The sequence below is a fragment of the Mesorhizobium sp. 128a genome (assembly GCF_053848025.1).
Map to the genome: position 1 here is coordinate 452,328 of NZ_JBSPKY010000003.1, position 22,224 is coordinate 474,551.

Consider the following 22,224-nt stretch of genomic DNA (forward strand, 5'->3'; position numbering starts at 1 on the left):
CTTATCCCACGGCATCGAGCAGGGACGACAGCATGTCGTCGACGGTTTTCATCATGCGCGCCGAGGCCTGATAGGTGTGTTCGAGGTCGAGCAGCAGCGACATCTCCTGATCGACATTGACGCCGGTGTCGTTGGACAGCGCCTCGGCGGTGCGCGAGGCCAGCGCTTCCTTGGCGTCGGCATTGGTCGAGGCCTGCTGGCGCTGGCCTTCGAACCAGCCAATGGCGTTGGCGGCGTAGTCGGAGACGCTGGAGGTGACGGTGATGCCGGCCGAAGCGTCGAAAGGCATCGGCTTGTCGAGCTTGTCGCCATAGCCGATCAGCAGCTGCGAATAGGATGCGTTGGCGGCGGTGTTGGCGATATAGGCGACGCCATTGGAGCCGCCGTCGCGCAGCAGAACCGGATTGCCGCCGACGCTCGGATCCATTGCGGCGTTGACCTTGATCGAGCCGGCAAGGCCGTCGATCAGTGTACCGGCGGCCGGAATGGCGGGTGCGCCCGACCAGGTGAACAGGCCTGTCCGATCGGGCTGCGCAGGTGCGGTTTCGGCAAAGGCAGTGATCAGGCCACGCGCGACTTCGTCGAGCTGGCTCTGCATGGTCGCAGCGACGCCGTCGCGCAAGGTGATCAGTCCGGCCAGTTTGCCGTCGGCGCTGGTGTTGCCGCCGGTGCCGGCGCGGACCGGCACATTGTCGATATAGATGGTGTTGCCCGGCGTGCCGGCGGTGTAACCCGCCGACGGCGTGAAACTGACCGAGCGCGGAATGGTCTCGAACAGCGTCGTGCCGTCCTTGGTGGTGATGACCATGTCGTTGTCGCCGCGCGTGAAGGTCGATACCGGAACATAGTCCGCGATCTTCTTCAGCAGGGAGTCGCGCTGGTCGAGCGCGTCGGATGCGTCGGTGCCCGAGCGGGTTGCGGAGATGACCGCCTTGTTGGCGTCCTGGAACTGGCTGAGCAGCGAGTTGAGATCGTCGACGGCCGTTGATATCTCGCCATCAGCCTGGGTGCGGAAATCCTGGATCGCGTTGGTGCCGTCGTTCAGCGCGCGCACCACCTGCTGTGCCGCGTCGATGACGCTGGAGCCGAGGTTCTGGTTGGATGGCGTGGCGGCGTAAAGCTGCAGCGCGTTCTGCAGATTGCCGATCGCGGTGGAAGCAGAGGAGGCATTGTCGACGCCGTTGACGGCTACGGCGAGGCGGTCAATGCCGCTGTAGAGCGTGCTCTGGCCGCTCCAGGCCGATTGCGCGCTGAGGTTCTGGCGAAACAGCAGGGCATTGGCCGCGCGCTGGATCTCCACCGAGCGGGCGCCCGGCGCGCTGCTGACGACGACCGCCGTGCGGCGGGCGTAGTCGGGATTGCTAGCGTCGGCAATGTTGCGGGAAAGGACGCTGGTCTGCTTCGACGTGGTCTGAAGCGACTGTTGGGCTATGGTCAATGCGGAAGTCAGCGACATGCGGGTCTTTCACGAGGCCAGTGGGAGGAGGATGACGTTTCTGCCCTGTCGGCGATGTCAGCGTTCGGAAACCTCCAATCCCAGACCACACCAGCCGGTTTGCCGGTGTAGCCTTGAATTCGAACTCCGCGCACCGCGCCGCTCTGGTTTGGGTTCATCCCACTAGCGCCCGTCGTTTATCTCTTCAGGTTGACAAGGACATCCATGAGGTCGGAACCGGTTTGGAATACTTTCGAGTTTGCGGTGTAGCTGCGCTGCGCCGCAATCATGTTGGTCAATTCCTCGGCGATATCGACGTTGGAATTTTCCAACGCGCCGGAGATGATGCTGCCGAGCTTGCCTTCATTGGCAAAGCCGATGCGCACGGTGCCGGAGTCGGTGCTCTGTGCATAGACGTTGCCGGGCAGCGCGGTGAGGTTGTCGGCGCTCTGCACGTCGGCCAGCGGAATCTTGAACAGCGGCTTGGTCGAGCCGTCCTGATACTGGGCGTAGATGACGCCGTCCTCGCCGATCTGAATCTTTTCGATCGTGCTGGGCGCGTTGCCGTTGACCTTTGCCTCGGAGACGGTGAAGCCGGTGCCGAGCTGGGTCAGCTTGGACAGATCGAGATCGAGCGACGCACCGCCCGGTACGGGGATCGTAATTGAGTCGACAGCGCCGGTGAGTTTACCGGTGGTGGTGTCGAATGTCAGGTTGGCCGAGGCCAGCGCACCGCCGGTATAGGGGAAGGACGTGCCGGGCGTCGCCTTGGACTGGTCGAACACCGAAACCGACCAAGTGCCAGTGCCGGTGTTGGTAAAGTAGACGTCGAGCAGCTTCTTGTTGCCGAGATTGTCGTAGGTAACCATCGAGGATTTCGACGTGTACTCTGCCGTCGCGCTGTTGGTGGACGGCAGCGGACCGGCGGGCGGGGTGGCGCCCGCGGGCAGATTGGCGTTGAAGTTTCCCGAGGTGCTGGGTGTCGCCGTCATTTCCTGGTCGGAGATCTCGACGGGCACCAGGCCTTCGAAGCCGTTGGCGGTGGCAGCAGGCGTGCCGTTGGCGTAGCTGTAGGCCATCAGCTGGTAGCCGGCTGCGTTGACCAGCCTGCCCTGGGCGTCGGGAACGAAAGCGCCGGCGCGGGTGAGGAAAGGCGTTCCGCTGGGGTCCTGGACGACGAAGAAACCGTTGCCGTTGACCGCCAGGTCGGAGACCGAGGTTGTGTACTGAAGCACGCCCTGGGCGCTGATCGCCGAGCGGATGGTGGTGTTGACGCCGCCGGAATTGTAGGCGCCGCCGACCTGCGGCATGATCAGCGTCGAAAACTCGGCGGAGGATCGCTTGTAGCCGGTGGTGTCGGAATTGGCGATGTTGTCGGCTGTCGCCGACAGGCGATTAGCCTGTGCATTCATGCCGGAAACGCCGGTCCGCATCATTCCGTAAAGGCTCATCGAAACGTCTCCTCAATGCCCATGTCCGTGGTCGCGAGGGTATGATTTCTGTCTTGCGCGAGGCTGGCGCAGACCGCCATCAGAACACCAGCCGGTAGCCGAGGAAGCGCTTGGAATCGATCGGGTCCTTGCCAAGCTTTTCGCGCAGCTTCTTGCGCAATTTGGAGATGTGGCTCTCGACCACGTTCTCCTCGACCTCTTCGTCGAAAATGCCGTAGATTGCGTTGAAGACCTGGGTCTTGGTGACGCGGCGTCCGCGGTTGCTCGCCAGATATTCGAGGATCCGACGCTCGCGGCGCGGCAGAGGCAGCGGCTGGCCATCGATCTCGGGATCGCGACCGTCCATGAAGATGCGCATGGCGCCGATCTCGGTGTAGCTGACGTCCTCATGGGCGCGGCGGCGGATGGCGGTGATGCGGGCCAGGATCTCTCTGATGTGGACCGGTTTGCGGATGACATCGTCGACGCCGCTCTCGAACAGTCGCAGCGTATTTTCAAGCGAGTGCTGTTCGCTGAGCGCGATGACCGGAGCGCCGGTACGGTCGCGGATCTGGCGTGGCGAGATGGCGCCTTCGCGGCAATCGCCGATGAGGAAGGCGCGGACCGACTTCAAATCGGTGTCGGCAGCCGATGTCACCCACTCGCCGAATTCGCCAGGTGCGAAGCCCGCACAGGCGACCCCCTCGCGATCGAAAAGTGAGTTATACCCCTCAGTTACGAGCTCACGCTCGTCAACGATTACAATCATCGGCCCGCCCTTCCGAATCAGATCATCTGCCCCGTGGCAAAAGGCGTATCCGGTGCCGTGAATCCTGAAAAACCATCATTTCTTGTAACTATTTTCTTGGGAGTTATTTCGTGATCCGCAATAAAGCCGGCCGGTTGGTTGTGTCGATGGCTGCGGATGCGGGGTGACGTGTACGTCACTTTCCGCAGAAGGGCTCGTGGCCCCCGCGAATGACGAATGCATCTACGGGTTGCAGAAGGCGCGGGCGTTCGGCGTCCATTTGCCGAAGCCGGTGGCCACCATGTTGGAGATGACGCGGCAGACATAAAACTTCTGCGCGGGATCGTTGTCTGGGCCGGCGTGGTAGCGGGCGACGGCCATCGACCAACTGACATGACGGGCATGCAGGCTGGCCAGGAAGCGCGCCGCATAGTCGACATTCTGGCGCGGATCGAGCATATCGTCGACGCTGCGGAAATGCGCGGCGTGATAGTGATGGTTGATCTGCATGCAGCCGAGGTCGATGAGCGTCTTGCCCTCGCGCCGGGCTGCTTCGAAGGTAGCCAGGGCCTCGCTTCGGCTTCTCGGAAACACCGCCTTTCCTTCTATATTCAATGCATTAGGCTGTAGGCTACCCCTCTTGCCGGTTTCGGCAAGGCCGACTGCATAGAGGATGCCGGCCGGCACGCCATAGCGATCGGCGGCGCGCAGGATCTCGGGCTCGCAAGGGTTGGTGGCGGCGTTGGCGGGGCTGGCCGCGGGGCTAGATAAACATATCGTCGCCAGCGCGCTCGCGAGCAGGCGCACCGGGGCGGCCGAATTCCTGGGCATCTTCATTACGGTTTCTTCCCGACTGCTGGCCGCCCGAACCCGCATTGTTGCCGCTCGAGTTTCCGGGTTGAAAAGCGGACTGGTCGCGGCCTTGCGGCATCGGCTGAGGGTTGCCTGCATCGCTGCGCGCCGGGGCGTGGGCTGCTATCGAGGGTTGCAGGATGGTGACCTTGTCGACATCGAAGCCGAGCCCGCGCAACGACTTCACGATGGCGTCGCTGTCGGTGGCGAGACGGCGATAGGCCTCATGGGTTTCGGGCTTCAATTCTATCGAAAGTTGTTCTCCGGCGAGCCTGAGACTGGCAGTGACCATGCCCAGTTCGGCGGGGTGAAGCTCGATCTTCAATGTATGTGTCGGAACGGCAACAGAACCGGCCGTCTGGGCGGTCGTCGACGGCGTCGAAACCGCTTGCCGCAGGCCGTTGTCCGAGGCGAGTGCGTCGATCAAAGCTGAGGTCGTCTGGTTTATCGGGCTTTGCGCCGGTGCCGGGAAACTTTGCTCGGCGACAATGTCGACGCGCCCGGCGGACGGTGCCTGTTTTCCGGATGCGGAGGATGCAGTGGACTGCGCGGCTTCGACGCCCTTTGTCGACAAAGCTGACCGCTTTGCGGCGGGCGCGGACCTCTCGCTTGCCGGCTCGCCCGCCTGCAGAGCTGGGGTCGCGCCATCCGGGCTAGGCAGTTTGCTGGCCTCGGGCCCTATTGCGGCCAGCTTTTGCCCCTGATGCTGCGCGGAAACGTCAGCGCCGGCCCTGGCCCGTTCGGGCCGCGGCTCCGTGTCCAGGCTGTTGTCGGGGCCGGATGTCGCGCGGAATTTCTTCAACGTCAGAGGCGGCGCAGAAGCGGTTTCGCCGTCGAGCGCCGGTTGCTCAGTCTGTTCATTCGTAGCGACGCCGTTCCCGCTCGCCCTGGCCGCCGAGAAACGGCTGATGTCATGCAGCGCTATCAGTAAAGGCAACTGGTCCTGAAGTGGCGATGTGCCTGTGCCTTGTCCGACCGCCTCGGCGTCGGCGGACCCTTTGTCCTGATCGCCGTCGACAGGGTCTTTTTCGGCTTTCCCGACAACCGGTTTGGAGGCCGTCTTGCCCGTCTCTGCGTGTACAGTCTCACCCCTGGCGGGACCGGCTGTGCCGCGTCGGGTCCAGCGTGGCTCGTGCGGCGCGGCCTCGATTGCTCCCTGGCCTTTTTGCGTCGGCGGATTGTCCTCGCCGCGCACCAGTTCGCCGAAGCTTTTGTCGTCGCCTTTGGCGTTCGGCGCCGGCTGCTTCGATCCAGCGTGCATGGGCGCAAATCCCGGCAGGGGCTGGCCAACATTGGTGGTCATTTCGGGGCTGCTCCAAGCATCTGGTCGATCAAATCGAGCTGGCGGCGCGTCTTGGCCATGGTGGCGTCGGTGGGATCGGCGGGTTCGGCGCCGGCTGCAGGTGCCGATGCCGGCACGACAGCGGCCGCATCACCCGGGGTGGCGACTGCAGTCGCTTCCGGCGCCTTTGTCCGAGGCGTGCTCTGTGCCTGCGCGGCTGGTTCGCCTGGCGCTTTCGGCTCGTCGGTTGCGGCCGGTCCGCCCGATGCCGCAGCAGCTGGCTGTTCTGGCATTGCGCCTTCGACCGGCGGCAATTCGGGCTCGTCGGGGTTTGCCGCTGCCGCGCTCTTGACCGGCTCGTGTTCGGCCGCGGCAGGCGCGGGCTTGCCGGCAGGCAGCGGCGCCGGCGGCGCGATCACTTCGCCGGCCACGGCCTGCGCGGCATCGAGCAAGTCGCGGTCGCTTTGCGAAAGCTGGCTGCGATCGATCTTGTCCAGCTTGGCGCGGACCTCGTCGATAGTGCCAGACGTCACCGTGGACAGGCTGGAATAGAGTTGCGCACGCGGGTCGCCCTGATTGTGGATGCCGTCGCGGCCCTGTTCGGCCCTGGCCGACGCAAAAGCGGAGAGATCGGCCAGGCCATCGATCGCGGCACGGCGGGCAATGCGCAGGTAGATCACCTTCTCGCGCTCGGGATCCATCATTGTGGTGATGTCGGCGAGCTTGTCCTGGCTGATCGCCATATGCAGCGTGATGACGCCTGAGACGAAGGCGTCGGCAAACTGGCTGGCATAGGGCGAATAGAGATAATCCTGAACATATTGGGTCGAGGCGAGCGCGAAGCGCGCGCCGTCGCCTTGCGCAGCGGCGATGCCGACCGAGCGGCGCAGCGCTGCTTCCTCGACCAGTGTGCCGGGGCTGAGCAGGCGCGCATCGTCGAGCAACGCCAGCGCCGTGCGCGGTTCCTCGGTAGCCAGCAGCGAACCCTTGACCAACGCCAGGAAAGCACCGAGATCGGTGGGCAGCGCCATCGGATCGATCGGCTTCAGCGCCTCGATCGCGGCGGCGGGGCGGCCGTTCAGATAGTCGACAATACCTTTCGCAATGGCCAGGTTTTGCGGGTCGGTCTTGGCGCGCGATACCGCCGCCTCGACGGTGACGGGATTGCCGCCGCTCATGCCATAGACCAGCAAGGCGCGAAAATTTTTCGGGTCGCTAAAATCGTCCGCGTCCGCCGCGCGCAACCTTGTGTCGGCCATTTCGAGCAGCTTGGCCTGCATCGGCAGCGCGGCGTGGTCGCCGGCGGCGATGCGGTCCTGCACCAGCTGCAGCGAACGCACCAGCTGATAGGGCTGCAAGCCGTCCTCGGCAAAAGCTACCGGCGAGTGGACAGTGCTCAGCAGCAGCAGGCCGATGGCGCGGCCGATGATGGCGGAGCGCCTCATCCGTCGGTCGCCATCAGGATCTCGATGCGTCGGTTGGCGGCCGCCATCGGATCGGTTGCAACCTTCGGCTCGCGGTCGGCGAAGCCGGCGACTTCGGTGATGCGGCGCTCGTCGACGCCGCCGCGCACCAGCATGTAGTAGGCGGAATGGGCGCGCGCCGTGGACAGCCGCCAATTGTCGTAGGTATCGCTGCGGAATGGTCGCGCATCGGTGTGGCCGTTGATGCTGATCGTGCCTTTCTGCTCATTGACGATGCGGCCGATCTTCTCCATCGCCAGCACCAGTTCACGCCGCGGCACCGCGGATCCGATCTCGAACATGCCGAAATCGAACTGGTCGGTGATCGAGATGACGACGCCCTTGTCGGTGGCCTCGACGGAGACGCCGTCGTGCAGTTTGTCGCCAGGCTTGAAGGCCTCGGCCAGCTCCTGCTTGACCTGCGCCGCGGCCTTGACGGCGGCAGCACTCGGCGTCTTTTCCGCGGCTTCGGGCTTGGGTGCTGGTTGTGCTTCGGCGGCTTCGGCCTTTGCAATTTCTGCCTTTTTCGCTTCGGCCTTTGCCTCTTCGACCTTTGCGACTTCAGCCTTGGCCGCTGCCTTTGCCTCAGCCTTGGTCAGCGGCTTGTCGGATGCGGATTTCGCCAGCGGCTCGAGTGGGGCCGAGGTCACGGGCGGAGCGGGCGGCACGGCCTTCACTTCCGCCACTTGCGTCTGTGCCGCCTTGTCGCCGGGCTTGAGCGGATCGCCTTCGATCTTGCTGCGTTCGGCGGTGGCTTCGGCGCCGGGTGCCGCCACCTGCTGCGACCAGAAATCCGGCGCGAACGGGTCGCGGTAGGATTGGCCGCCCGATGCGCCGGTGGCCGGGCCGGACGCCTGCGCGCCGCCATCGCCCTTTTCGCTGACATTCTGCATGACGCCGGTGTCGGTGGCGATTTCCGACAGCACCGCATAAGGATCGGCAAACAGATGCTCGTCGGAAAGATCGGTCTTCGGCGCCGATTCCTTCGGCTGCTTCTTGTCGGAAGTGCCGGCGCCGCCGATGCCGTCCTGTCCGGCCTTCCTGGTCTTGTCCTTCGGGTCGTCAGCCGTCAGCCCGACCTTGCTCGGGCCATCGCCGAGGTCTTCGAGGCCTTTGCGGCTGGCGTTGCGGTCGACCAGCTTGACCGGGTTGAAATAGCTGGCGACGGCGGCCTTGGTCTGCTCATTGGCGGCATTGATCAGCCACATGACGAGGAAGAAGCACATCATGGCGGTCATGAAATCGGCAAAGGCGATCTTCCAGACGCCGCCATGATGGGCGTCGTCGTGGTCGTCGTGGTTGCGCCGCACGATGATGATTTCGTGCCTGGGTTCTGCAGCGTCGGCAACGCTCATGACAAGTCCTCGCTCATGAGAGGGCCTCGGACAAGGCAGAGGACCATTCGGCAATGCGGGTTTCGAACACCGCCTCGTCAATGGCGACCGTAAGGTCGAAGCCGGGCGCCTCGACGAAATCGAGATTGGCCGCGCGTTGGCCAAGCGAAACCTTCAGCGTCTCGAATAGCGACAGCGGCCCGCGCACGGCGATGCGCACCGCCTCGCTGTCGCCGACGGCTTCGCGGATCGTGCCGGCAAGGGCTTCCAGCGAGCGCTTCTGCAGATCGTCACTGACGATGCCGCCAATGATGCGGGCAACGGTGGCGCTGACAAGCTCGCAGACCTTCGCCTCCATGGTGTCGATACGGGCAGTGACGGCGGCGCCAAGGTCACCGCCGAAGCCTTCCAGGAAAACCCTCGCTTCATCGGCGCTGGCCTGACGCTCTGCTTCGAGCGCTGCCTGGTGGGCGATGGCAAGGCGGGCTTCAAGGGCGGCTTCAGCATCGATGACCGCCTCGGCGATCAGCGCGCCGATGTCGGCCTGCGGCGCCGGCGTCTCCGGCCTTGGTTCGGCCTGGGTCGCGAGCGGTGGCTGGCCGGCGCGCTGGGTGCGTGCGCCGAAATCCGGCAAAAGGTCGAAAAGCGCTGCCGAGGCCATGGTCTACACCGTTGCTTCCTGGGCGGCCCATTTGCGCAGGATCTGCGCGGTGCGCTCCTCGTTGAGATCGACCATGCGGGCAAGCCGTTCTTGCGGCGCCGGCCTGATCTTCTGGCGAAGATCGTCGAGCGGGGTCGGGCCGGGGCGGCTGCCGGGCAAGGCAGCCGTCGCAGGTTCGGCACTGGCGGTTTCGGGTGTCGGCAGCGAACGCTGGACATCGTCGAAGCTCGGACCGGCAAGTGCGGGCGTCGGCCGCGCGGTCAGCGCGGCGGCCATCGGCCTCAGGCCGAAGAAGGCGACCAGGAACACCACGACGATGAAGGCGGCGGCATTGATCAGCGTGCCAGTATACGTGCCGATCGATGCCAGTATGCCCGGCTGTTCGATCGGCTCGCCGTCCAGCCCGTCGATGAACTCGACCGCCGAGACGTCGATGACGTCGCCCCGCTTGTCGTCGAAGCCGGTGGCGGAAGCCACCATCTTCTGGATGTCGGCGACGCGCTTGGCGATCCGCTCGGGGGTGGCGTCCTTGCCGAGGATGGTCATCAGCCGCTGCTGGTTGACGACGACGGCGACCGACATTTTGGTGACGGAGTAGCCGTTTGAGACGGTGGCGATCTTCTTGGAATTGATCTCGTAATTGGTGATCTCTTCCTTGCGGTCGTTCGCCGACGATGTCTGCGGGCCCTCGGTGCTGGTCGCCTGGGTCTCCGGCAGGTTCTGCTCGACGCTGGCCGGTGTCGAGGCCTGCTTCTGGTTGCTGTTTTCGTTGGCGCGCACCGACTGCACCGAACGTTCGACGCGCGACTCCGGATCGAAGATCGTCTCTTCGGTCTGGCGGGTGTCGGTGTTGACATCGGCCTTGACCGAGGCGCGGAAATTGTCGGGGCCGAGATAAGGGGTCAGCGCGCGGCGGATGTTGTCGCCGATCTGCGCCTCGACGGTCTGCTCGACGCCGAGCGTGCGGGCGGCACTTGTGTTGGAGGGGTCATCGCCGGCGGCGAGAAGGTTGCCGTTGGAATCGAGCACGGTGACCTTATCGGCCGACAGGCCGGGGACCGCGGCGGAAACGAGATGGCGGATCGACATGGCGCTCTTTTCGGCATCGATGCCGGAATAGCGGATGACCACCGATGCCGAGGGCTGCTGTTCGTCGCGGCGGAAATTTGCGCGCTCGGACATGACGATGTGGACGCGTGCCGCCTTGATGCCGGCGATGGACTGGATGGTGCGGGCGATCTCGCCTTCGAGCGCACGCACGCGGGTGATCTGCTGCATGAAGGAGGTGAGGCCCATCGCGCCGACATTGTCGAACAGCTCGTAGCCGGCATTGGCGCTGGTCGGCAGGCCCTTCTCGGCAAGCAGCATGCGGGCCTGCGCCGTGGTGCCGGCCGGCACCAGCACGGAAGTACCGTCGGAGCCGACGTCGAAGCCAATGCCGGCCTCGCCGAGCACCAGGCCGATCTGGTTCACGTCGGAACGATCGAGCCCGACATAGAGCGTCTCATAGGCGGGGCGGTTGAGATAGACCGAGCCGATGCCGATGACGGCCATGACCAGCGCGGCAATGCCGGCCAGCATGGCCAGGCGCCTGACGCCAAATGCCGTGAGATTCGAGATAATGCTCTGGATCTGTTGCGGCACGATTCAAGCGCTCCCAGCATGATATTCCGTGGGAACACTAGACCGCGAAGCTTGTGCGAAGATGATAATGCATGTCGCCCGGAAGTGTGCAGCGGTTCCGGGCCAACGACATGCATCAAAACACAGCCACAAAGCGAAAGGGCCGCGCTGTTGGCGCGGCCCTTCAATTCGAAGGAAGAGAAAGCCGGGGCCGGTCTATTGCTTGAACAGCGCCAGGATCGACTGCGAGTTGCCGTTGGCAATCGAGAGCGACTGGATGCCGAGCTGCTGCTGGACCTGGAGGGCCTGCAGACGGGTCGACTCCTTGTTCATGTCGGCGTCGACCAGGGCGCCGACGCCCTTGTCGATGGAGTCCGACAGGTTCGACAGAAAGCTCTTCTGGGTGTCGATGCGCGACTTGGCGGCGCCGAGATAGGCAGCGCCCGTGGACAGTTTGGCAAGCGCCGTTTCAACGGCGCCGAGTGCCGTGTCGATGGCGGCAGCGGTAACCGCCGTGGTGCTCGGATCGAAGAAGGTGGTAGCAAGCAAACCGCCGGCAATGCCGCCCGTGCCGGCAATGTCCAGCACTTGGGTATCAGCTGCCTTGACGTCGATGGTGTCGATGGCGACCGTCGTGCCGGTGCGGTTGTAGGAGGCAACGATCTTCAGGTCGGAGGTCGCGGCGGCGTCATTCTGCAGCAGGTTCGACCCGGCATAGGAGGCGTTGGTGACCGATGACTTGATCTGGTCCTGAATTGCCTTGATTTCGGTCGCGATCTTTTGCTGGTTGTCCTGGCTCGCACCGCGGGCGGTCACCAGCTTGGCCTTGATCTGGTCGACCTGGTCCTTGATATCGGTGATGGCGGTGTAGGCGGTGTCGACCTTGCCGGCGCCGAGGCCGAGCGCGTCCTGGACGGCCGAAAGCGCCTTGTTGTCCGATTTCATCGTGGTGGCGATCGACCAGTAGGCGGCGTTGTCGGAAGCGGTGGCGACGCGGTAGCCGGTCGAAATGCGCGACTGCGTGGTTTCGAGCTGCTTGTTGGTGTTGTTCAGGCTCTGCAGCGCGGTCAGCGCCGAGGCGTTCGTCATGATGCTTGCCAAGATATTTACCCCTTCTCAAAAACTGGCGCGTCCTGCACACGCCGGGTCAACTTCATCAGGGGGTAGGCATAAGCCCATCGACCGTCTGGTCTGCCCGCCATGGTATGGTTAATCATGACTAGCGGGATATGGTTAATGGCCTGTTAAAACAAGCCAATCCGGGCGCTGGCCAAAAGCAAAATCGGCCACTATTCAAGGAGAAAATCAACAGCCACAAAAGAAAATCGGGCCGCGCTGTTGGCGCGGCCCGATCGGATCGTGTCAGTCGTAAAAGTCGAGAGATCAGCCGCGGAAGAGCGACAGGATCGACTGCGAGTTGCCGTTGGCGATCGACAGCGCCTGGATGCCGAGCTGCTGCTGGACCTGGAGGGCCTGCAGACGGGTCGATTCCTTGTTCATGTCGGCGTCGACGAGGGCGCCGACGCCCTTGTCGATGGAGTCCGACAGGTTCGACAGGAAGCTCTTCTGGGTGTCGATGCGCGACTTGGCTGCGCCGAGCGAGGCAGCGCCCGTGGACAGTGAGCTAAGCGCCGTTTCAACGCTGCCGAGTGCCGTGTCGATGGCGGTGTCGGCAACCGCGGCTGCACTCGGGTCGAAGAAGGTCGTGGCCAGCAGGCCGCCGACGATGCCGCCGGTGCCAGCGACGTCGAGAACCTGCGTGTCGGCAGCCGTGACATCGATCGTGTCGATGGTGACGGTCGCGCCGGTGCGGTTGTAGGAAGCGACGATCTTCAGGTCCGATGCGGCGGCGCCGTCGTTCTGCAGCAGGTTCGAGCCGGCGAAGTTGGCGTTGGTGACCGACGACTTGATCTGCGCCTGGATGGCGTTGATTTCGGTCGCGATCTTCTGCTGGTCTTCCTGGCTGGCGCCACGGGCGGTGACCAGCTTGGACTTGATCAGGTCGACCTGGTCCTTGATGTCGTTGATGGCGGTGTAGGCGGTGTCGACCTTGCCGGCGCCGAGGCCGAGCGAGTCCTGGACGGCCGAAAGCGCCTTGTTGTCGGACTTCATCGAGGTCGCGATCGACCAGTAGGCGGCGTTGTCGCTGGCGGTGGCGACGCGGTAGCCCGTGGAAATGCGGGCCTGGGTCATTTCGAGCTGCTTGTTGGTGCTGTTGAGGCTCTGCAGCGCGGTCAGCGCCGAGGCGTTCGTCATGATACTGGACATGGCTACTCGTACCTTGATTTTTACAGGTGTTTTTTTGCATACCGGCTTTTCCGGTATGACGGAGCGGCATCATGCCAATGATCGTGAGACCCGATCACCCGCCATCTGCGAGCAATATGCGGGCAAGTCCCTACCAAAGGGCTAAACGGGACGGTTAACCGGAAATATATTGGATAAAGTCTTGGCCAGGCGCCACGCAGGGTCGCCGGCGGTCAGGTGAAGGATCGCACCAGGCTGCCGACCAGCAGGTTCCAGCCGTCGATGAGGACGAAGAACAGGATCTTGAAGGGCAGCGAAACGACGGTCGGCGGCAGCATCATCATGCCCATGGCCATGGTGATGGTGGCGACGATCAGATCGATAACGAGGAAGGGCAGCACGATCAAGAAACCGATCTCGAAGCCGCGGCGGATTTCGGAAATCATGAAGGCCGGCACCAGGATACGCAGGTCGACGGTTTCCTTGGCAACCACCTGGCCGCGCTCGCGGGCGAGGTCGGCGAACAGGTCGAAATCCTTGTCGCGGACGTTGTGCAGCATGAAGGTGCGGAACGGGTCCGAAATTTTCTCGAACGCCTCGGTCTGGCTGATCTGGTTGTCCATCAGCGGCTTGACGCCGGTGTTCCAGGCCTGGTCGAAGGTCGGCGCCATGACATAGAAGGTCATGAACAGCGACAATGAGATCAGGATCAGATTGGCCGGCGTCGACTGCAGGCCGATGCCGGCGCGCAGGATCGAGAAGGCGATGACGAAGCGGGTGAAGCTCGTCACCATGATCAACAGGCCCGGCGCCACCGACAGCACCGTGAGCAGGCCGAACATCTGGATGATATAGCCGACTGTGGCGCCGTCGGCCTTGCCGATGCCACCGAGGTCGAGCTGCTGGGCAGCGGCGACAGAAGTGGCGGCGACGACGATCGTGGCGGCGAGAAGCAGCTTTCTCATTCGAGCAGCAATGTCCTGATCAGAACCTGTTTGGCATGGCCACCGCTGCGGATCGCGGCGCGCTCCTCGAGGTCGGCTTTCAAATGCTGGTAGCCGCTGGCGCCTTCGATCTGATGCATCTTCAGGGTCCGGACCATGGCCAGCAGGTCCTGGTGGATGCTCTCGGTGAGCTCCGGCGGCTGCGGCGCATCGTAGACCACCGAGGCTTCCAGCCTTATCCAGACATCGGCCGGCGCGGCCAGATTGGTGGTGATCGGCGCCAGCTGCACGAGCGCCGGCCCGGTGCCCGGCGCATGTTCGGTGGCCGTGCTCTGCTGCTCGGCATTGGACTGGTTCTCGGGCGCCGCCGGCACCGGCACCGGTCCGCCGACACCCTTCAGATAACCGCCGGAGACCCAGCCCATGCCGATCGCAGCACCCGTCACCGCCAAAAGCATGGCGAGCTGGATGACAAGCGACGGGCCCTTCTTGGGCTGGACCTGGTCGACATTTGCCACGGCGCCGTTCTCCTGATCCTAGAAGGGGAGGACTTGGTCGAGGATCTGCTGGCCGTAAGCAGGTTGCTGGATCTCTGCAATCCGGCCGCGGCCGCCATAGGAGATGCGCGCCTCGGCGATGCGTTCGTAGGAAATGGTGTTTTCGGCGCCGATATCTGAGGGACGCACCATGCCGGCAATGGTCAGCACCCTGAGCTCGTAGTTGACGCGCACTTCCTGCGAGCCGCGGATCATCAGATTGCCGTTGGGCAGGACTTCGGTGACGACGGCGGCGACGTTGAGCTCGAGGTTTTCCGAGCGCTTGATTTCGCCGTCCGCATTGGTTTCGGTGCTGGAGCTCAAGCCGGCGTCGCCCTTGCCGGTGGTGCTGGCATCCTCCCATCCGAGCTTGACGTCATAGCCGAGCTTGCGCGCGGCGGTGCGGCTGCGGTCGTTCTGGTTCTTGAAGTTGGCCTTGTCGTTGAGCTTGATCCTGACAGTCAGGATATCGCCATCGCGCAGCGCACGCGGATCGGTGAACAATCGGCTCTGGCGATCGTCCCATAGCGAGAATTTCTTCACCGGCGTCCGCGGCTCGTCCGGGTATGAGTAGGGCGCGTCGACGCTGCCGGTGATGCCGGTGCCGACCGGCGACAGCGCCGGCTCCCTGCCGATCTCCTTCGGGTCGACTGCGCAGCCAGACAGTGCTGCGGCGGCGACCAGGGTGAGCAACTGCAACTTCATGACGGATCTACCCTTCGGGCCGCGCTGGCCATGATGCCGGTGAGCGTGGCCGCCGCCTTCTGGTCCATTTCATTGAGAATGACGCCGGCCTTGCGCGAATCGAGTTTCATCAGGATGGCGGCGGCGAGATCGGGGGTGACCATGGCCAGGCGCTCGGCCGCGGCATCCGGTTTCATGCCGGCATAAATCTTGACGACGCCGTCCTCGGCGCGGGCCAGAAAAACTTCGCGCCGCTTCAGCCATTGCTCGTATTCGGCGCGCTTCTCGTCCAGCGCCTTCATACGCTGGTCGATGCCGGCCTGCAGCTGCTTCAGTTCCTCGGCCTGCAGCGCGTAGCGGCGGTCGCGGGCGGCGTCAGCGATGTTGGAGCAGAAGCGCTGGATTTCGCTTTCGTCCGGCGCTTTCTCGCGAACCAGCTGCTGAGCTGCTGCCGGCTGCTGCCCGCCGGGCAGAACCTGCCGAACCGCTTCTTCCGCGCGAACCGGGGAGCCTGCGAAAAGCGTAGTGACGGCGCAGGCCGCCAGCGCTGCGTTGCGGCGGTTAATTCGGGAAAGGCGAGTGATCATCGGCATGGCCTATTGGAGAACCAGATCGGCCTGCAAAGCGCCGGCCGACTTGATGCCTTGCAGGATGGCAATGATGCCGTCCGGCTTGACGCCGAGACGGTTGAGGCCCGACACCAGCGTTTCGAGGTTGGGTCCGTCGAGCACGGCGACGCGCGCATCGGGCCGGGTTGCCTCGATGGTGGTGAAGGGTTCCTCAGCCGTTACGCCCTTGGAGAATGGTTCGGGCTGGACGACCTTCGGCTGTTCGGTGATGCGCACGGTGAGCGTCCCGTGGCTGATCGCCACCCGCGAGATCTTGACCTCGTTGCCGATGACGATAGTGCCGGTGCGCTCGTCGATGACGACGCGCGCCGGCGTGTCGGATTCGACGACAAGGTTTTCGATCTCGGCGTAGAAGCGCGCTGCCGAAACATTCTTCGGCCGTCTGATCTGCACGGTGCGCGCATCGCGCTCCGCCGCCACGCGCATGCCGAAGCGCTGCGAGGTGTAGCCGTTGATGGCGTCGGCGATGCGAACGGCGGTCGAGAAATCCGGATTGCGAAGCTGCAAGGTGAGCAGCGACTGGTCTTCGAACTCGGCGCGAACCGTACGCTCGACAATGGCGCCGTTGGGCACGCGGCCGGCCGTCGGCACGCCCTGCGTCAGCTTTTCCGCGTCGCCCTGGGCGGTGAAGCCGGACACGATCACCGAGCCTTGCCCGACAGCGTAGATTTCGCCGTCGGCCGCTTTCAGCGGCGTCATCACCAGCGTTCCGCCGGCGAGCGAGGTGGCGTCGCCCATGGAGGAGACGTCGATGTCGATGCGGGCGCCAGATTGTACGTAGGGCGGCATGTTGGCGGTGACGATGACGGCGGCGACGTTCTTGGCGCGCGCGCTGCCGCCTTCGGTGGCGATGCCGAGATTTTCGAGCATGGCGCGGATCGACTGTTCGGTGAAGGGCGAATTGCGCAGGCTGTCGCCCGATCCGGCGAGGCCGATGACGAGGCCATAGCCGACGAGCTGGTTGTCGCGCGAAGCCTGCAATTGCGCGATGTCCTTGATGCGCGATGCGACCTGGCCGGGCGGCAGCGAGCTTGGGCCGTTGGACACCCTGAACATGCGGCTGGTGGTGGCCGGGTCGTATTCGGGATCGACGAAGACGCCGCCATTCTGGCCGGCAAGATCGCGCTTTTGTTTCGGCGTAAGACCATCGGCCAGCGCCGGCTGCAGGCCGAGGATGGCCGCAAGCAGAAGGGCAGGTACGCGCCTCATGAAGCGCTTACCCGGATGGTGCCGTCGGCCATCACCGTGCCGGAAAAGATCTTACCGCTGTCGGCGTTGCGGACCTTGATCAGGTCACCCGCGGCGCCCGGCTGCAGCGACACGGCCGTGGCCGAAATGGTGAGGTCGCCGGCGATGAAATAGACCTGTACGGCGGCACCCTGTTCGACCAGCCAGGCATCGCGGATGGCGGCGACCGGAATGTAGCGGCCGGGCAGCAGCGTGCGCTTGGCGACCTTGCCCTGGAGTTCCTGAGCCTGCGTGGCGACCGCGTCCGGTTTGTGCTTGCCGGGAAGCAGCGTCACCGGTTTCAAGGCGCCGGTGTCGATCATCTCGCCGGGGTAAATAACCCGATTGGGGATCAAGACGACTTCGCCGGCCGCCTGGTTGCTGGCGACCTGCGTGGTGGTCTGCTCCTGCGCAAAAGCCGGCACGCCGCCGGCCACCAGCGCGAGAATCAGCGCGGTGCGGCAAAGCGCGGAGCGGGAGGCCGGAGAGACCATCAAACCTTACCTGATGTTCTTGGACACGACCGAGGCCATGTCGTCGGCGGCCTGGATGACCTTGGAGTTCATCTCATAGGCGCGCTGCGCCGAGATCAGCTCGGTGATTTCCTTGACCGGATCGACGTTGGACGCCTCAAGATAGCCCTGCTCGACCGTGGCAAAGCCGGGATCGCCGGGCACGCCGACATTGGCCGGTCCGGAGGCCGGCGTTTCCTGGAACAAATTGTCGCCCAGCGGCGCCAGGCCGGCTTCGTTGGCGAAGTTGGCGAGCTGCAGCTGGCCGAGCAGCTGGAGATCGGTCTGGCCGTCGATGCGGGCAAAGACCTGGCCGGTCTTGTTGACGACGACTTCGATGGCATCGACCGGCACGGTGATCGCCGGGATGACATTGGCGCCGTCGACGGTCACCAACTGGCCGGTGGCGTTGGTGTTGAAGGCGCCGGCGCGGCTGTAGAGCGTGCCGCCGTCGGCGCCCTCGATCTGGAACCAGCCGCGGCCGGTCAGCGCCATGTCGAAACTGTTGCCGGTTGAGGTCAGCTCGCCCTGCGTGTGGACATTGCGCACCGCGGTCGTCTTGACGCCGAGGCCGATCGAGACGCCTTCCGGCACCAGCGAGGAATTCGAGCGGTTGGGCACGCCTTGCGTGCGATCGACCTGGTAGAGAAGGTCGGAGAATTCGGCGCGCGCGCGCTTGTAGCCGGTGGTGTTGATGTTGGCGATGTTGTTGGCGATGACTTCCAGATTGGTCTGCTGGGCGTTCATGCCGGTCGCGGCAATGGCGAGTGCTTTCACGGCAAGTCTCCTCAGATGCCCATACGGCTGATTTCGAGATAGGCGGAGACGACCTTGTCGCGAATGGCGATCGTGGTCTGCAGGGCCTGTTGGGCGCTCATGACGGCGTCGACGACCTGACGGGTATCGGCGTCGCCCTTGAGCGCCTGGATCGAGACCTGCTCGGCATTCTGCAAGGTGTTGACGGTCTTTGAAGCAGCCTGGCTCAGCGCCTCGGCGAAGGTGCCGGCGATTTCGCTGCCGACCATCGGCGCCTTGGTGCCCTGAAACAGGTCGGTCGCCGCATCGGCGCCGCCGATCTCCGGCTTGAGTGGAAGCGATCCGATACCGCCAATGCCGCTGATCATTACTGGTTCCTCATCAGGTCGATGGTCATGGAGATCAGATCACGCGCCTGCTTGATGACCTGAAGGTTGGCTTCGTAGGAACGGTTGGCTTCGCTCATGTCGGCCATCTCGACCAGCACGTTGACGTTGGGCATCTTGACGTAGCCCTTGTCGTCGGCGGCCTCGCTGCCGGGCTGGAACTCGACGGGAAAGTCGCTGGGATCGCGGTCGATGGAGTTGACCTCCACCATCGTGCCCCCCGAGGCGCGGTCGAGCTCGGAGACGAAACTGATGGTCTTGCGGCGATAGGGGTCGGCGCCCGGCGTGTTGCCGGTCGACTGCGCGTTGGCGAGGTTTTCCGAGACGACGCGCAAGCGGTCCGACTGGGCGCCGAGGCCGGATGCGGCGATTTTGAGGGCTGCAGTGAGCGCGTCCATGGTCAGGTCTTGACCGCCATCATCATCATCGAATGGAAGGCCTTTACGATCGCCGTGTTGAGCTCGAAGGAGCGGCGGACCTCGCCGGCCTTCATCAGTTCGTTCTCGACCACCACGGTGTTCTTCGACGGCATGATGGCGCCGGTCGTTTCCTCGGGCTTGACCGTGAAGCCGGCATTGGTGGTGGCGGTGCCAAGATGCCCAGCCTGGGTCGCGGTCAACGACACTGCGGTGCGGTCGAGTACCTTCTCGAACGGCTCGACATCGCCGGCGGTGTAGCCCGGCGTGTTGACGTTGGCGATGTTGCCGGCAATGGCGGACTGACGCACGGACAGCCATTGCGACTGCTTGGCTGCAAGATCGAAAAGGTTGACGGGCTCCATGGGGATCTCCAGGCTGGTACGCACCAGAGTAGGCCGCCAGTCTTGCGCGGACCTTGCGCGGACCAGGGGTAAGCCCGCGTGTTCCGCTATTTGGAGAGTTCGATCACCTGGTCGGCGCTGGTGACCATTACCCATTTGCCGCCGCGCTGCTCGATCGACGAGACGGTGCTGGAGTCGGGCAGCTTCGAGCCGCGCTGGACGATCCACAGGCCGGCGTCGTCCTCGATCATGGCGCGGCCGTTGGCGACATGGACCATGCGGAATTTGGGATCGCCCGGAAAGGCCTGCTCGTCGGCGTCTGGAGGCTGGGCCTTGTCCTCCGGATCCTGCAGCGTGCCGGTGGCGAACAGGTCGACATCGGGTACATCGTTGGCCGTCAGCGGCTGGCCGGAATTCTCCATCTGCGAGCCGCCGCTGACACGTCCGGCATTGGTGCCGCTGCCGCCGAACTTGATCGCCTGGACGCCGAACTGGTCCTGGTTGAAGAAGATGTACCAGGGGAACAGCGCGCAGATCAGGCCGAGCGTGATGCCCAGCGCGGCAAAGACGACATCGCTGCGGCGGTCATCGTTCTTTTTCACCTTGGGAAACTGCGCCCTTGGCGGCTGCGGCCAGTCGACATCGGGGAAGAGCCCATCGAGAAGCGAGTCACGGCTGGCCGCGATCGCCTCGTTGAGTTCGGCATGCGGAGCCTTGGGCAGTGGGGGCTTGGCGAAAGTGGGGGGAGCAGGTCTGGCCACCTGGGGGAAGGCAGGCCTGCTGACATCGCGCAATGCAGTTTCGACTGTCCTGAGCGATGCGGGCCCGGTGTCGCTGGTTGGAGCAGGCTTGGCCATTTTGCGCGAGGCGGACTTGGCCGCTCTGCGCGCCGCCAGCCTGGCTGCTTTGCGCGACGCGGCCTTGGACGCGTTGCTCGATATGAGTTTCACGCTTCGCGATGCAAGCTTGGATACGCCGCGCAAGGCAGCCTTGGGCGCACCGACCAAGGCACGCCTGAACGGGCTGGGCGTGGATGGCTCACCCATGCCGGGCAAGGCCAGGTTGGTCACGCTCGGCAAGGCAGCCTCAGACGAGCCGAGCAAGGCTGGTTCGGGCACGCTGCGCAGCGCAGGCTGGACCAGTCTCGGCAAGGGTGGCTTGGCCGCCCTGGCCAATGCGGCCGCGGTTTTGGCTGCCTTGGCGCGATCAGCTTTCGCCTTGGCAGCCCTTGCTTCGTCAGCCCTGGCTTCCTCGGCGGCGCTAGCCTCGGCCAGCATCTCGCGCAGAAGCCGCTCGGTGTATTGGCGCTCAGTCTCCGGCATCGACACTTTGCTTGCCTTTCAGATGACGGGCGAGGTCGGAGAATGCGTCGCTCGAGGCGCGGTCCTTCGGCGACTGCGTCAGCGCTTCATAGATCAGCGGCACCTGGCGCACCGCAATGTCGAGCTCGGCATCGGCGCCGCCCTGGTAGGCGCCAAGCAGGCGGATATCGCGCGTGTCCTCGAAGCGCGAGATCATCGACTTCAGCCTGGTCACCAGCATGCGCTGCTCGGGGCTCCATGCCTTGTCGGCAAGGCGCGAGATCGACGACAGCGGATTGACGGGCGGATAACGGCCCTGTTCGGCTATGGCCCGGTCGAGCACGACGTGGCCGTCGAGGATGCCGCGCACCGAATCGGCGACCGGGTCGTTGTGGTCGTCGCCGTCGACCAGCACCGAGATGATGGCGGTGATCGACCCTTTTCCTTCAGCGCCTGGCCCCGCGCGCTCAAGCAATTTGGGCAGGTCGGTGAAAACCGAAGCGGGGTAGCCGCGGGCGACCGGTGGTTCGCCGGTGCCGGTCGCCACTTCGCGCAACGCGTGGGCAAAGCGGGTGATCGAATCCAGCACCAGAAGTACACGGTGGCCCTGGTCGCGAAAATGCTCGGCAACGCGCATGGCGGTGTCGGGCGCGCGCCGGCGCATCATGGCGCTCTCGTCGCTGGTAGCGACGACAGCGACGGTCTTGGCCATGCTTTGCGCGCCGATCGTGTCTTCGAGGAATTCGCGCACCTCGCGGCCGCGTTCGCCGATCAGCGCCACGACCACGGTGTCGAAGGCATCGGCGCCGGCCAGCATGGCGAGCAGCGTCGACTTGCCGACGCCGGATCCGGCAAAGACGCCGAGGCGCTGGCCCAAGCAGAGCGGCGTGAAGATGTCGATGACCTTGACGCCGGTCGTGAAGGCGGTGCCGACGCGCTGCCGCGACATGGCGCCGGGCGTATTGCCGTCGCCGCCTGCCGCTTCGCCGTTCCTGATCAGCGGCGGCCCGCCGTCGATGGCGCGAGTCAGCGCGTCGATGGCGCGTCCGCGCCACGAGGCGTGCGGCGTCACCACCAGCGGACCACGCCGAAACACGGCGTCGCCGATACCGCCATCGGCGCTGCGTTCGAAGGGCGCGATGACGACCTCGTCGCGGCCGATCCTGACGATCTCGCCCCGGCGCGTGCCGGCTTTGCCGCGCTGCTCGACGAGATCACCGAGCCTGGCGATTTCGGACAGGCCGCGCACCTTGTAGTGCGTCGGCGAAACCTCGGCGACGCGGCCGCCGCGCCGCAGCAGCGTTTCGGTATCGTCGAACCGGCGCCAGATCCGCTCCAGCGCAGCCAGCCGGTTTTCAGGCGCTGCTTCCGGCTGCCGTTCAAGTGCGCGTATCGATGATTGGCTGCTCGACAT

Annotated in this window: 23 protein-coding genes; all 23 read right to left on the reverse strand. The window is 64.5% G+C overall.

Annotation, left to right across the window (positions count from 1 at the left end):
* Window position 1 precedes the first annotated feature (1 nt).
* Window positions 2–1,456 carry a flagellar hook-associated protein FlgK gene (gene flgK / locus ACWTU9_RS08510; RefSeq protein WP_455857907.1) on the reverse strand — a complete coding sequence of 485 codons (1,455 nt, stop codon included), beginning with the start codon at window positions 1,454–1,456 and terminating at the stop codon, window positions 2–4.
* Window positions 1,457–1,632: 176 nt separating this feature from the next.
* Entirely contained in the window at window positions 1,633–2,886 is a 1,254-nt protein-coding gene (locus tag ACWTU9_RS08515; protein WP_454574549.1) for a flagellar hook protein FlgE, read from the reverse strand.
* Window positions 2,887–2,965: 79 nt separating this feature from the next.
* Window positions 2,966–3,634, reverse strand: coding sequence for a response regulator transcription factor (locus ACWTU9_RS08520; protein ID WP_455857908.1), 669 nt, complete (start codon window positions 3,632–3,634; stop codon window positions 2,966–2,968).
* A 222-nt stretch (window positions 3,635–3,856) separates the two neighbouring features.
* On the reverse strand, window positions 3,857–4,444 hold the full coding sequence (locus ACWTU9_RS08525; protein ID WP_455857945.1) for a transglycosylase SLT domain-containing protein: 588 nt from the start codon (window positions 4,442–4,444) through the stop codon (window positions 3,857–3,859).
* Entirely contained in the window at window positions 4,377–5,768 is a 1,392-nt protein-coding gene (fliK, locus tag ACWTU9_RS08530) for a flagellar hook-length control protein FliK (protein ID WP_455857909.1), read from the reverse strand. The genes ACWTU9_RS08525 and fliK overlap by 68 nt, the downstream gene beginning before the upstream one ends.
* Window positions 5,765–7,192, reverse strand: coding sequence for a chemotaxis protein MotC (locus tag ACWTU9_RS08535; protein ID WP_455857910.1), 1,428 nt, complete (start codon window positions 7,190–7,192; stop codon window positions 5,765–5,767). The genes fliK and ACWTU9_RS08535 overlap by 4 nt, the downstream gene beginning before the upstream one ends.
* A complete protein-coding gene (locus ACWTU9_RS08540; protein WP_455857911.1) occupies window positions 7,189–8,565 on the reverse strand; it encodes a MotB family protein in 1,377 nt (458 codons plus the stop codon). Before ACWTU9_RS08540 ends, ACWTU9_RS08535 begins: the two co-directional genes overlap by 4 nt.
* Before the next feature lie 13 nt (window positions 8,566–8,578).
* Window positions 8,579–9,205: a hypothetical protein gene (locus tag ACWTU9_RS08545; RefSeq protein ID WP_455857912.1), complete on the reverse strand. Its 627-nt coding sequence runs from the start codon at window positions 9,203–9,205 to the stop codon at window positions 8,579–8,581.
* Between the two features lie 3 nt (window positions 9,206–9,208).
* Window positions 9,209–10,849 (reverse strand): flagellar basal-body MS-ring/collar protein FliF, encoded by a 1,641-nt coding sequence (gene fliF / locus ACWTU9_RS08550; protein ID WP_455857913.1) that lies wholly within the window; start codon window positions 10,847–10,849, stop codon window positions 9,209–9,211.
* Between the two features lie 195 nt (window positions 10,850–11,044).
* Entirely contained in the window at window positions 11,045–11,929 is an 885-nt protein-coding gene (locus ACWTU9_RS08555; protein WP_454574556.1) for a flagellin N-terminal helical domain-containing protein, read from the reverse strand.
* Window positions 11,930–12,211: 282 nt separating this feature from the next.
* Window positions 12,212–13,096: a flagellin N-terminal helical domain-containing protein gene (locus ACWTU9_RS08560; RefSeq protein ID WP_112559330.1), complete on the reverse strand. Its 885-nt coding sequence runs from the start codon at window positions 13,094–13,096 to the stop codon at window positions 12,212–12,214.
* Between the two features lie 212 nt (window positions 13,097–13,308).
* Complete coding sequence (gene fliP / locus ACWTU9_RS08565; RefSeq protein ID WP_455857914.1) at window positions 13,309–14,040, reverse strand: flagellar type III secretion system pore protein FliP; 732 nt, start codon at window positions 14,038–14,040, stop codon at window positions 13,309–13,311.
* Window positions 14,037–14,537 carry a flagellar basal body-associated FliL family protein gene (locus ACWTU9_RS08570; RefSeq protein WP_455857915.1) on the reverse strand — a complete coding sequence of 167 codons (501 nt, stop codon included), beginning with the start codon at window positions 14,535–14,537 and terminating at the stop codon, window positions 14,037–14,039. Before ACWTU9_RS08570 ends, fliP begins: the two co-directional genes overlap by 4 nt.
* Window positions 14,538–14,555: 18 nt before the next feature.
* On the reverse strand, window positions 14,556–15,260 hold the full coding sequence (flgH, locus tag ACWTU9_RS08575; RefSeq protein ID WP_455857916.1) for a flagellar basal body L-ring protein FlgH: 705 nt from the start codon (window positions 15,258–15,260) through the stop codon (window positions 14,556–14,558).
* A complete protein-coding gene (locus tag ACWTU9_RS08580) occupies window positions 15,257–15,832 on the reverse strand; it encodes a MotE family protein (protein ID WP_455857917.1) in 576 nt (191 codons plus the stop codon). Before ACWTU9_RS08580 ends, flgH begins: the two co-directional genes overlap by 4 nt.
* 3 nt (window positions 15,833–15,835) lie before the next feature.
* Window positions 15,836–17,077, reverse strand: a complete 1,242-nt coding sequence (locus tag ACWTU9_RS08585; protein ID WP_454585748.1) for a flagellar basal body P-ring protein FlgI — start codon at window positions 17,075–17,077, stop codon at window positions 15,836–15,838.
* Window positions 17,074–17,589 (reverse strand): flagellar basal body P-ring formation chaperone FlgA, encoded by a 516-nt coding sequence (flgA, locus tag ACWTU9_RS08590; protein WP_455857918.1) that lies wholly within the window; start codon window positions 17,587–17,589, stop codon window positions 17,074–17,076. Before flgA ends, ACWTU9_RS08585 begins: the two co-directional genes overlap by 4 nt.
* 6 nt (window positions 17,590–17,595) lie before the next feature.
* Entirely contained in the window at window positions 17,596–18,384 is a 789-nt protein-coding gene (flgG, locus tag ACWTU9_RS08595) for a flagellar basal-body rod protein FlgG (protein WP_112559336.1), read from the reverse strand.
* Between the two features lie 11 nt (window positions 18,385–18,395).
* A complete protein-coding gene (locus ACWTU9_RS08600; protein WP_455857919.1) occupies window positions 18,396–18,731 on the reverse strand; it encodes a flagellar hook-basal body complex protein FliE in 336 nt (111 codons plus the stop codon).
* A complete protein-coding gene (flgC, locus tag ACWTU9_RS08605) occupies window positions 18,731–19,147 on the reverse strand; it encodes a flagellar basal body rod protein FlgC (RefSeq protein ID WP_454585746.1) in 417 nt (138 codons plus the stop codon). The genes ACWTU9_RS08600 and flgC overlap by 1 nt, the downstream gene beginning before the upstream one ends.
* A 2-nt stretch (window positions 19,148–19,149) precedes the next feature.
* A complete protein-coding gene (flgB, locus tag ACWTU9_RS08610; protein ID WP_455857920.1) occupies window positions 19,150–19,530 on the reverse strand; it encodes a flagellar basal body rod protein FlgB in 381 nt (126 codons plus the stop codon).
* An 86-nt stretch (window positions 19,531–19,616) separates the two neighbouring features.
* Window positions 19,617–20,831 carry a hypothetical protein gene (locus tag ACWTU9_RS08615; RefSeq protein ID WP_455857921.1) on the reverse strand — a complete coding sequence of 405 codons (1,215 nt, stop codon included), beginning with the start codon at window positions 20,829–20,831 and terminating at the stop codon, window positions 19,617–19,619.
* A complete protein-coding gene (fliI, locus tag ACWTU9_RS08620) occupies window positions 20,818–22,224 on the reverse strand; it encodes a flagellar protein export ATPase FliI (RefSeq protein WP_455857922.1) in 1,407 nt (468 codons plus the stop codon). The genes ACWTU9_RS08615 and fliI overlap by 14 nt, the downstream gene beginning before the upstream one ends.

Excerpts from the sequence above, each read along its gene's own strand:
- ACWTU9_RS08535 (WP_455857910.1), bottom strand. The coding sequence starts at position 7,192 with ATGAGGCGCTCCGCCATCATCGGCCGCGCCATCGGCCTGCTGCTGCTG.
- flgB (WP_455857920.1), bottom strand. The coding sequence starts at position 19,530 with ATGGAGCCCGTCAACCTTTTCGATCTTGCAGCCAAGCAGTCGCAATGG.
- flgA (WP_455857918.1), bottom strand. The coding sequence starts at position 17,589 with ATGGTCTCTCCGGCCTCCCGCTCCGCGCTTTGCCGCACCGCGCTGATT.
- ACWTU9_RS08600 (WP_455857919.1), bottom strand. The coding sequence starts at position 18,731 with ATGATCAGCGGCATTGGCGGTATCGGATCGCTTCCACTCAAGCCGGAG.
- fliI (WP_455857922.1), bottom strand. The coding sequence starts at position 22,224 with ATGTCGAGCAGCCAATCATCGATACGCGCACTTGAACGGCAGCCGGAA.
- ACWTU9_RS08560 (WP_112559330.1), bottom strand. The coding sequence starts at position 13,096 with ATGTCCAGTATCATGACGAACGCCTCGGCGCTGACCGCGCTGCAGAGC.
- ACWTU9_RS08545 (WP_455857912.1), bottom strand. The coding sequence starts at position 9,205 with ATGGCCTCGGCAGCGCTTTTCGACCTTTTGCCGGATTTCGGCGCACGC.
- fliP (WP_455857914.1), bottom strand. The coding sequence starts at position 14,040 with ATGAGAAAGCTGCTTCTCGCCGCCACGATCGTCGTCGCCGCCACTTCT.
- ACWTU9_RS08525 (WP_455857945.1), bottom strand. The coding sequence starts at position 4,444 with ATGCCCAGGAATTCGGCCGCCCCGGTGCGCCTGCTCGCGAGCGCGCTG.
- ACWTU9_RS08580 (WP_455857917.1), bottom strand. The coding sequence starts at position 15,832 with ATGCCGATGATCACTCGCCTTTCCCGAATTAACCGCCGCAACGCAGCG.
- flgC (WP_454585746.1), bottom strand. The coding sequence starts at position 19,147 with ATGGACGCGCTCACTGCAGCCCTCAAAATCGCCGCATCCGGCCTCGGC.
- ACWTU9_RS08615 (WP_455857921.1), bottom strand. The coding sequence starts at position 20,831 with ATGCCGGAGACTGAGCGCCAATACACCGAGCGGCTTCTGCGCGAGATG.
- ACWTU9_RS08540 (WP_455857911.1), bottom strand. The coding sequence starts at position 8,565 with ATGAGCGTTGCCGACGCTGCAGAACCCAGGCACGAAATCATCATCGTG.
- ACWTU9_RS08520 (WP_455857908.1), bottom strand. The coding sequence starts at position 3,634 with ATGATTGTAATCGTTGACGAGCGTGAGCTCGTAACTGAGGGGTATAAC.
- ACWTU9_RS08585 (WP_454585748.1), bottom strand. The coding sequence starts at position 17,077 with ATGAGGCGCGTACCTGCCCTTCTGCTTGCGGCCATCCTCGGCCTGCAG.
- flgK (WP_455857907.1), bottom strand. The coding sequence starts at position 1,456 with ATGTCGCTGACTTCCGCATTGACCATAGCCCAACAGTCGCTTCAGACC.
- flgH (WP_455857916.1), bottom strand. The coding sequence starts at position 15,260 with ATGAAGTTGCAGTTGCTCACCCTGGTCGCCGCCGCAGCACTGTCTGGC.
- ACWTU9_RS08515 (WP_454574549.1), bottom strand. The coding sequence starts at position 2,886 with ATGAGCCTTTACGGAATGATGCGGACCGGCGTTTCCGGCATGAATGCA.
- fliK (WP_455857909.1), bottom strand. The coding sequence starts at position 5,768 with ATGACCACCAATGTTGGCCAGCCCCTGCCGGGATTTGCGCCCATGCAC.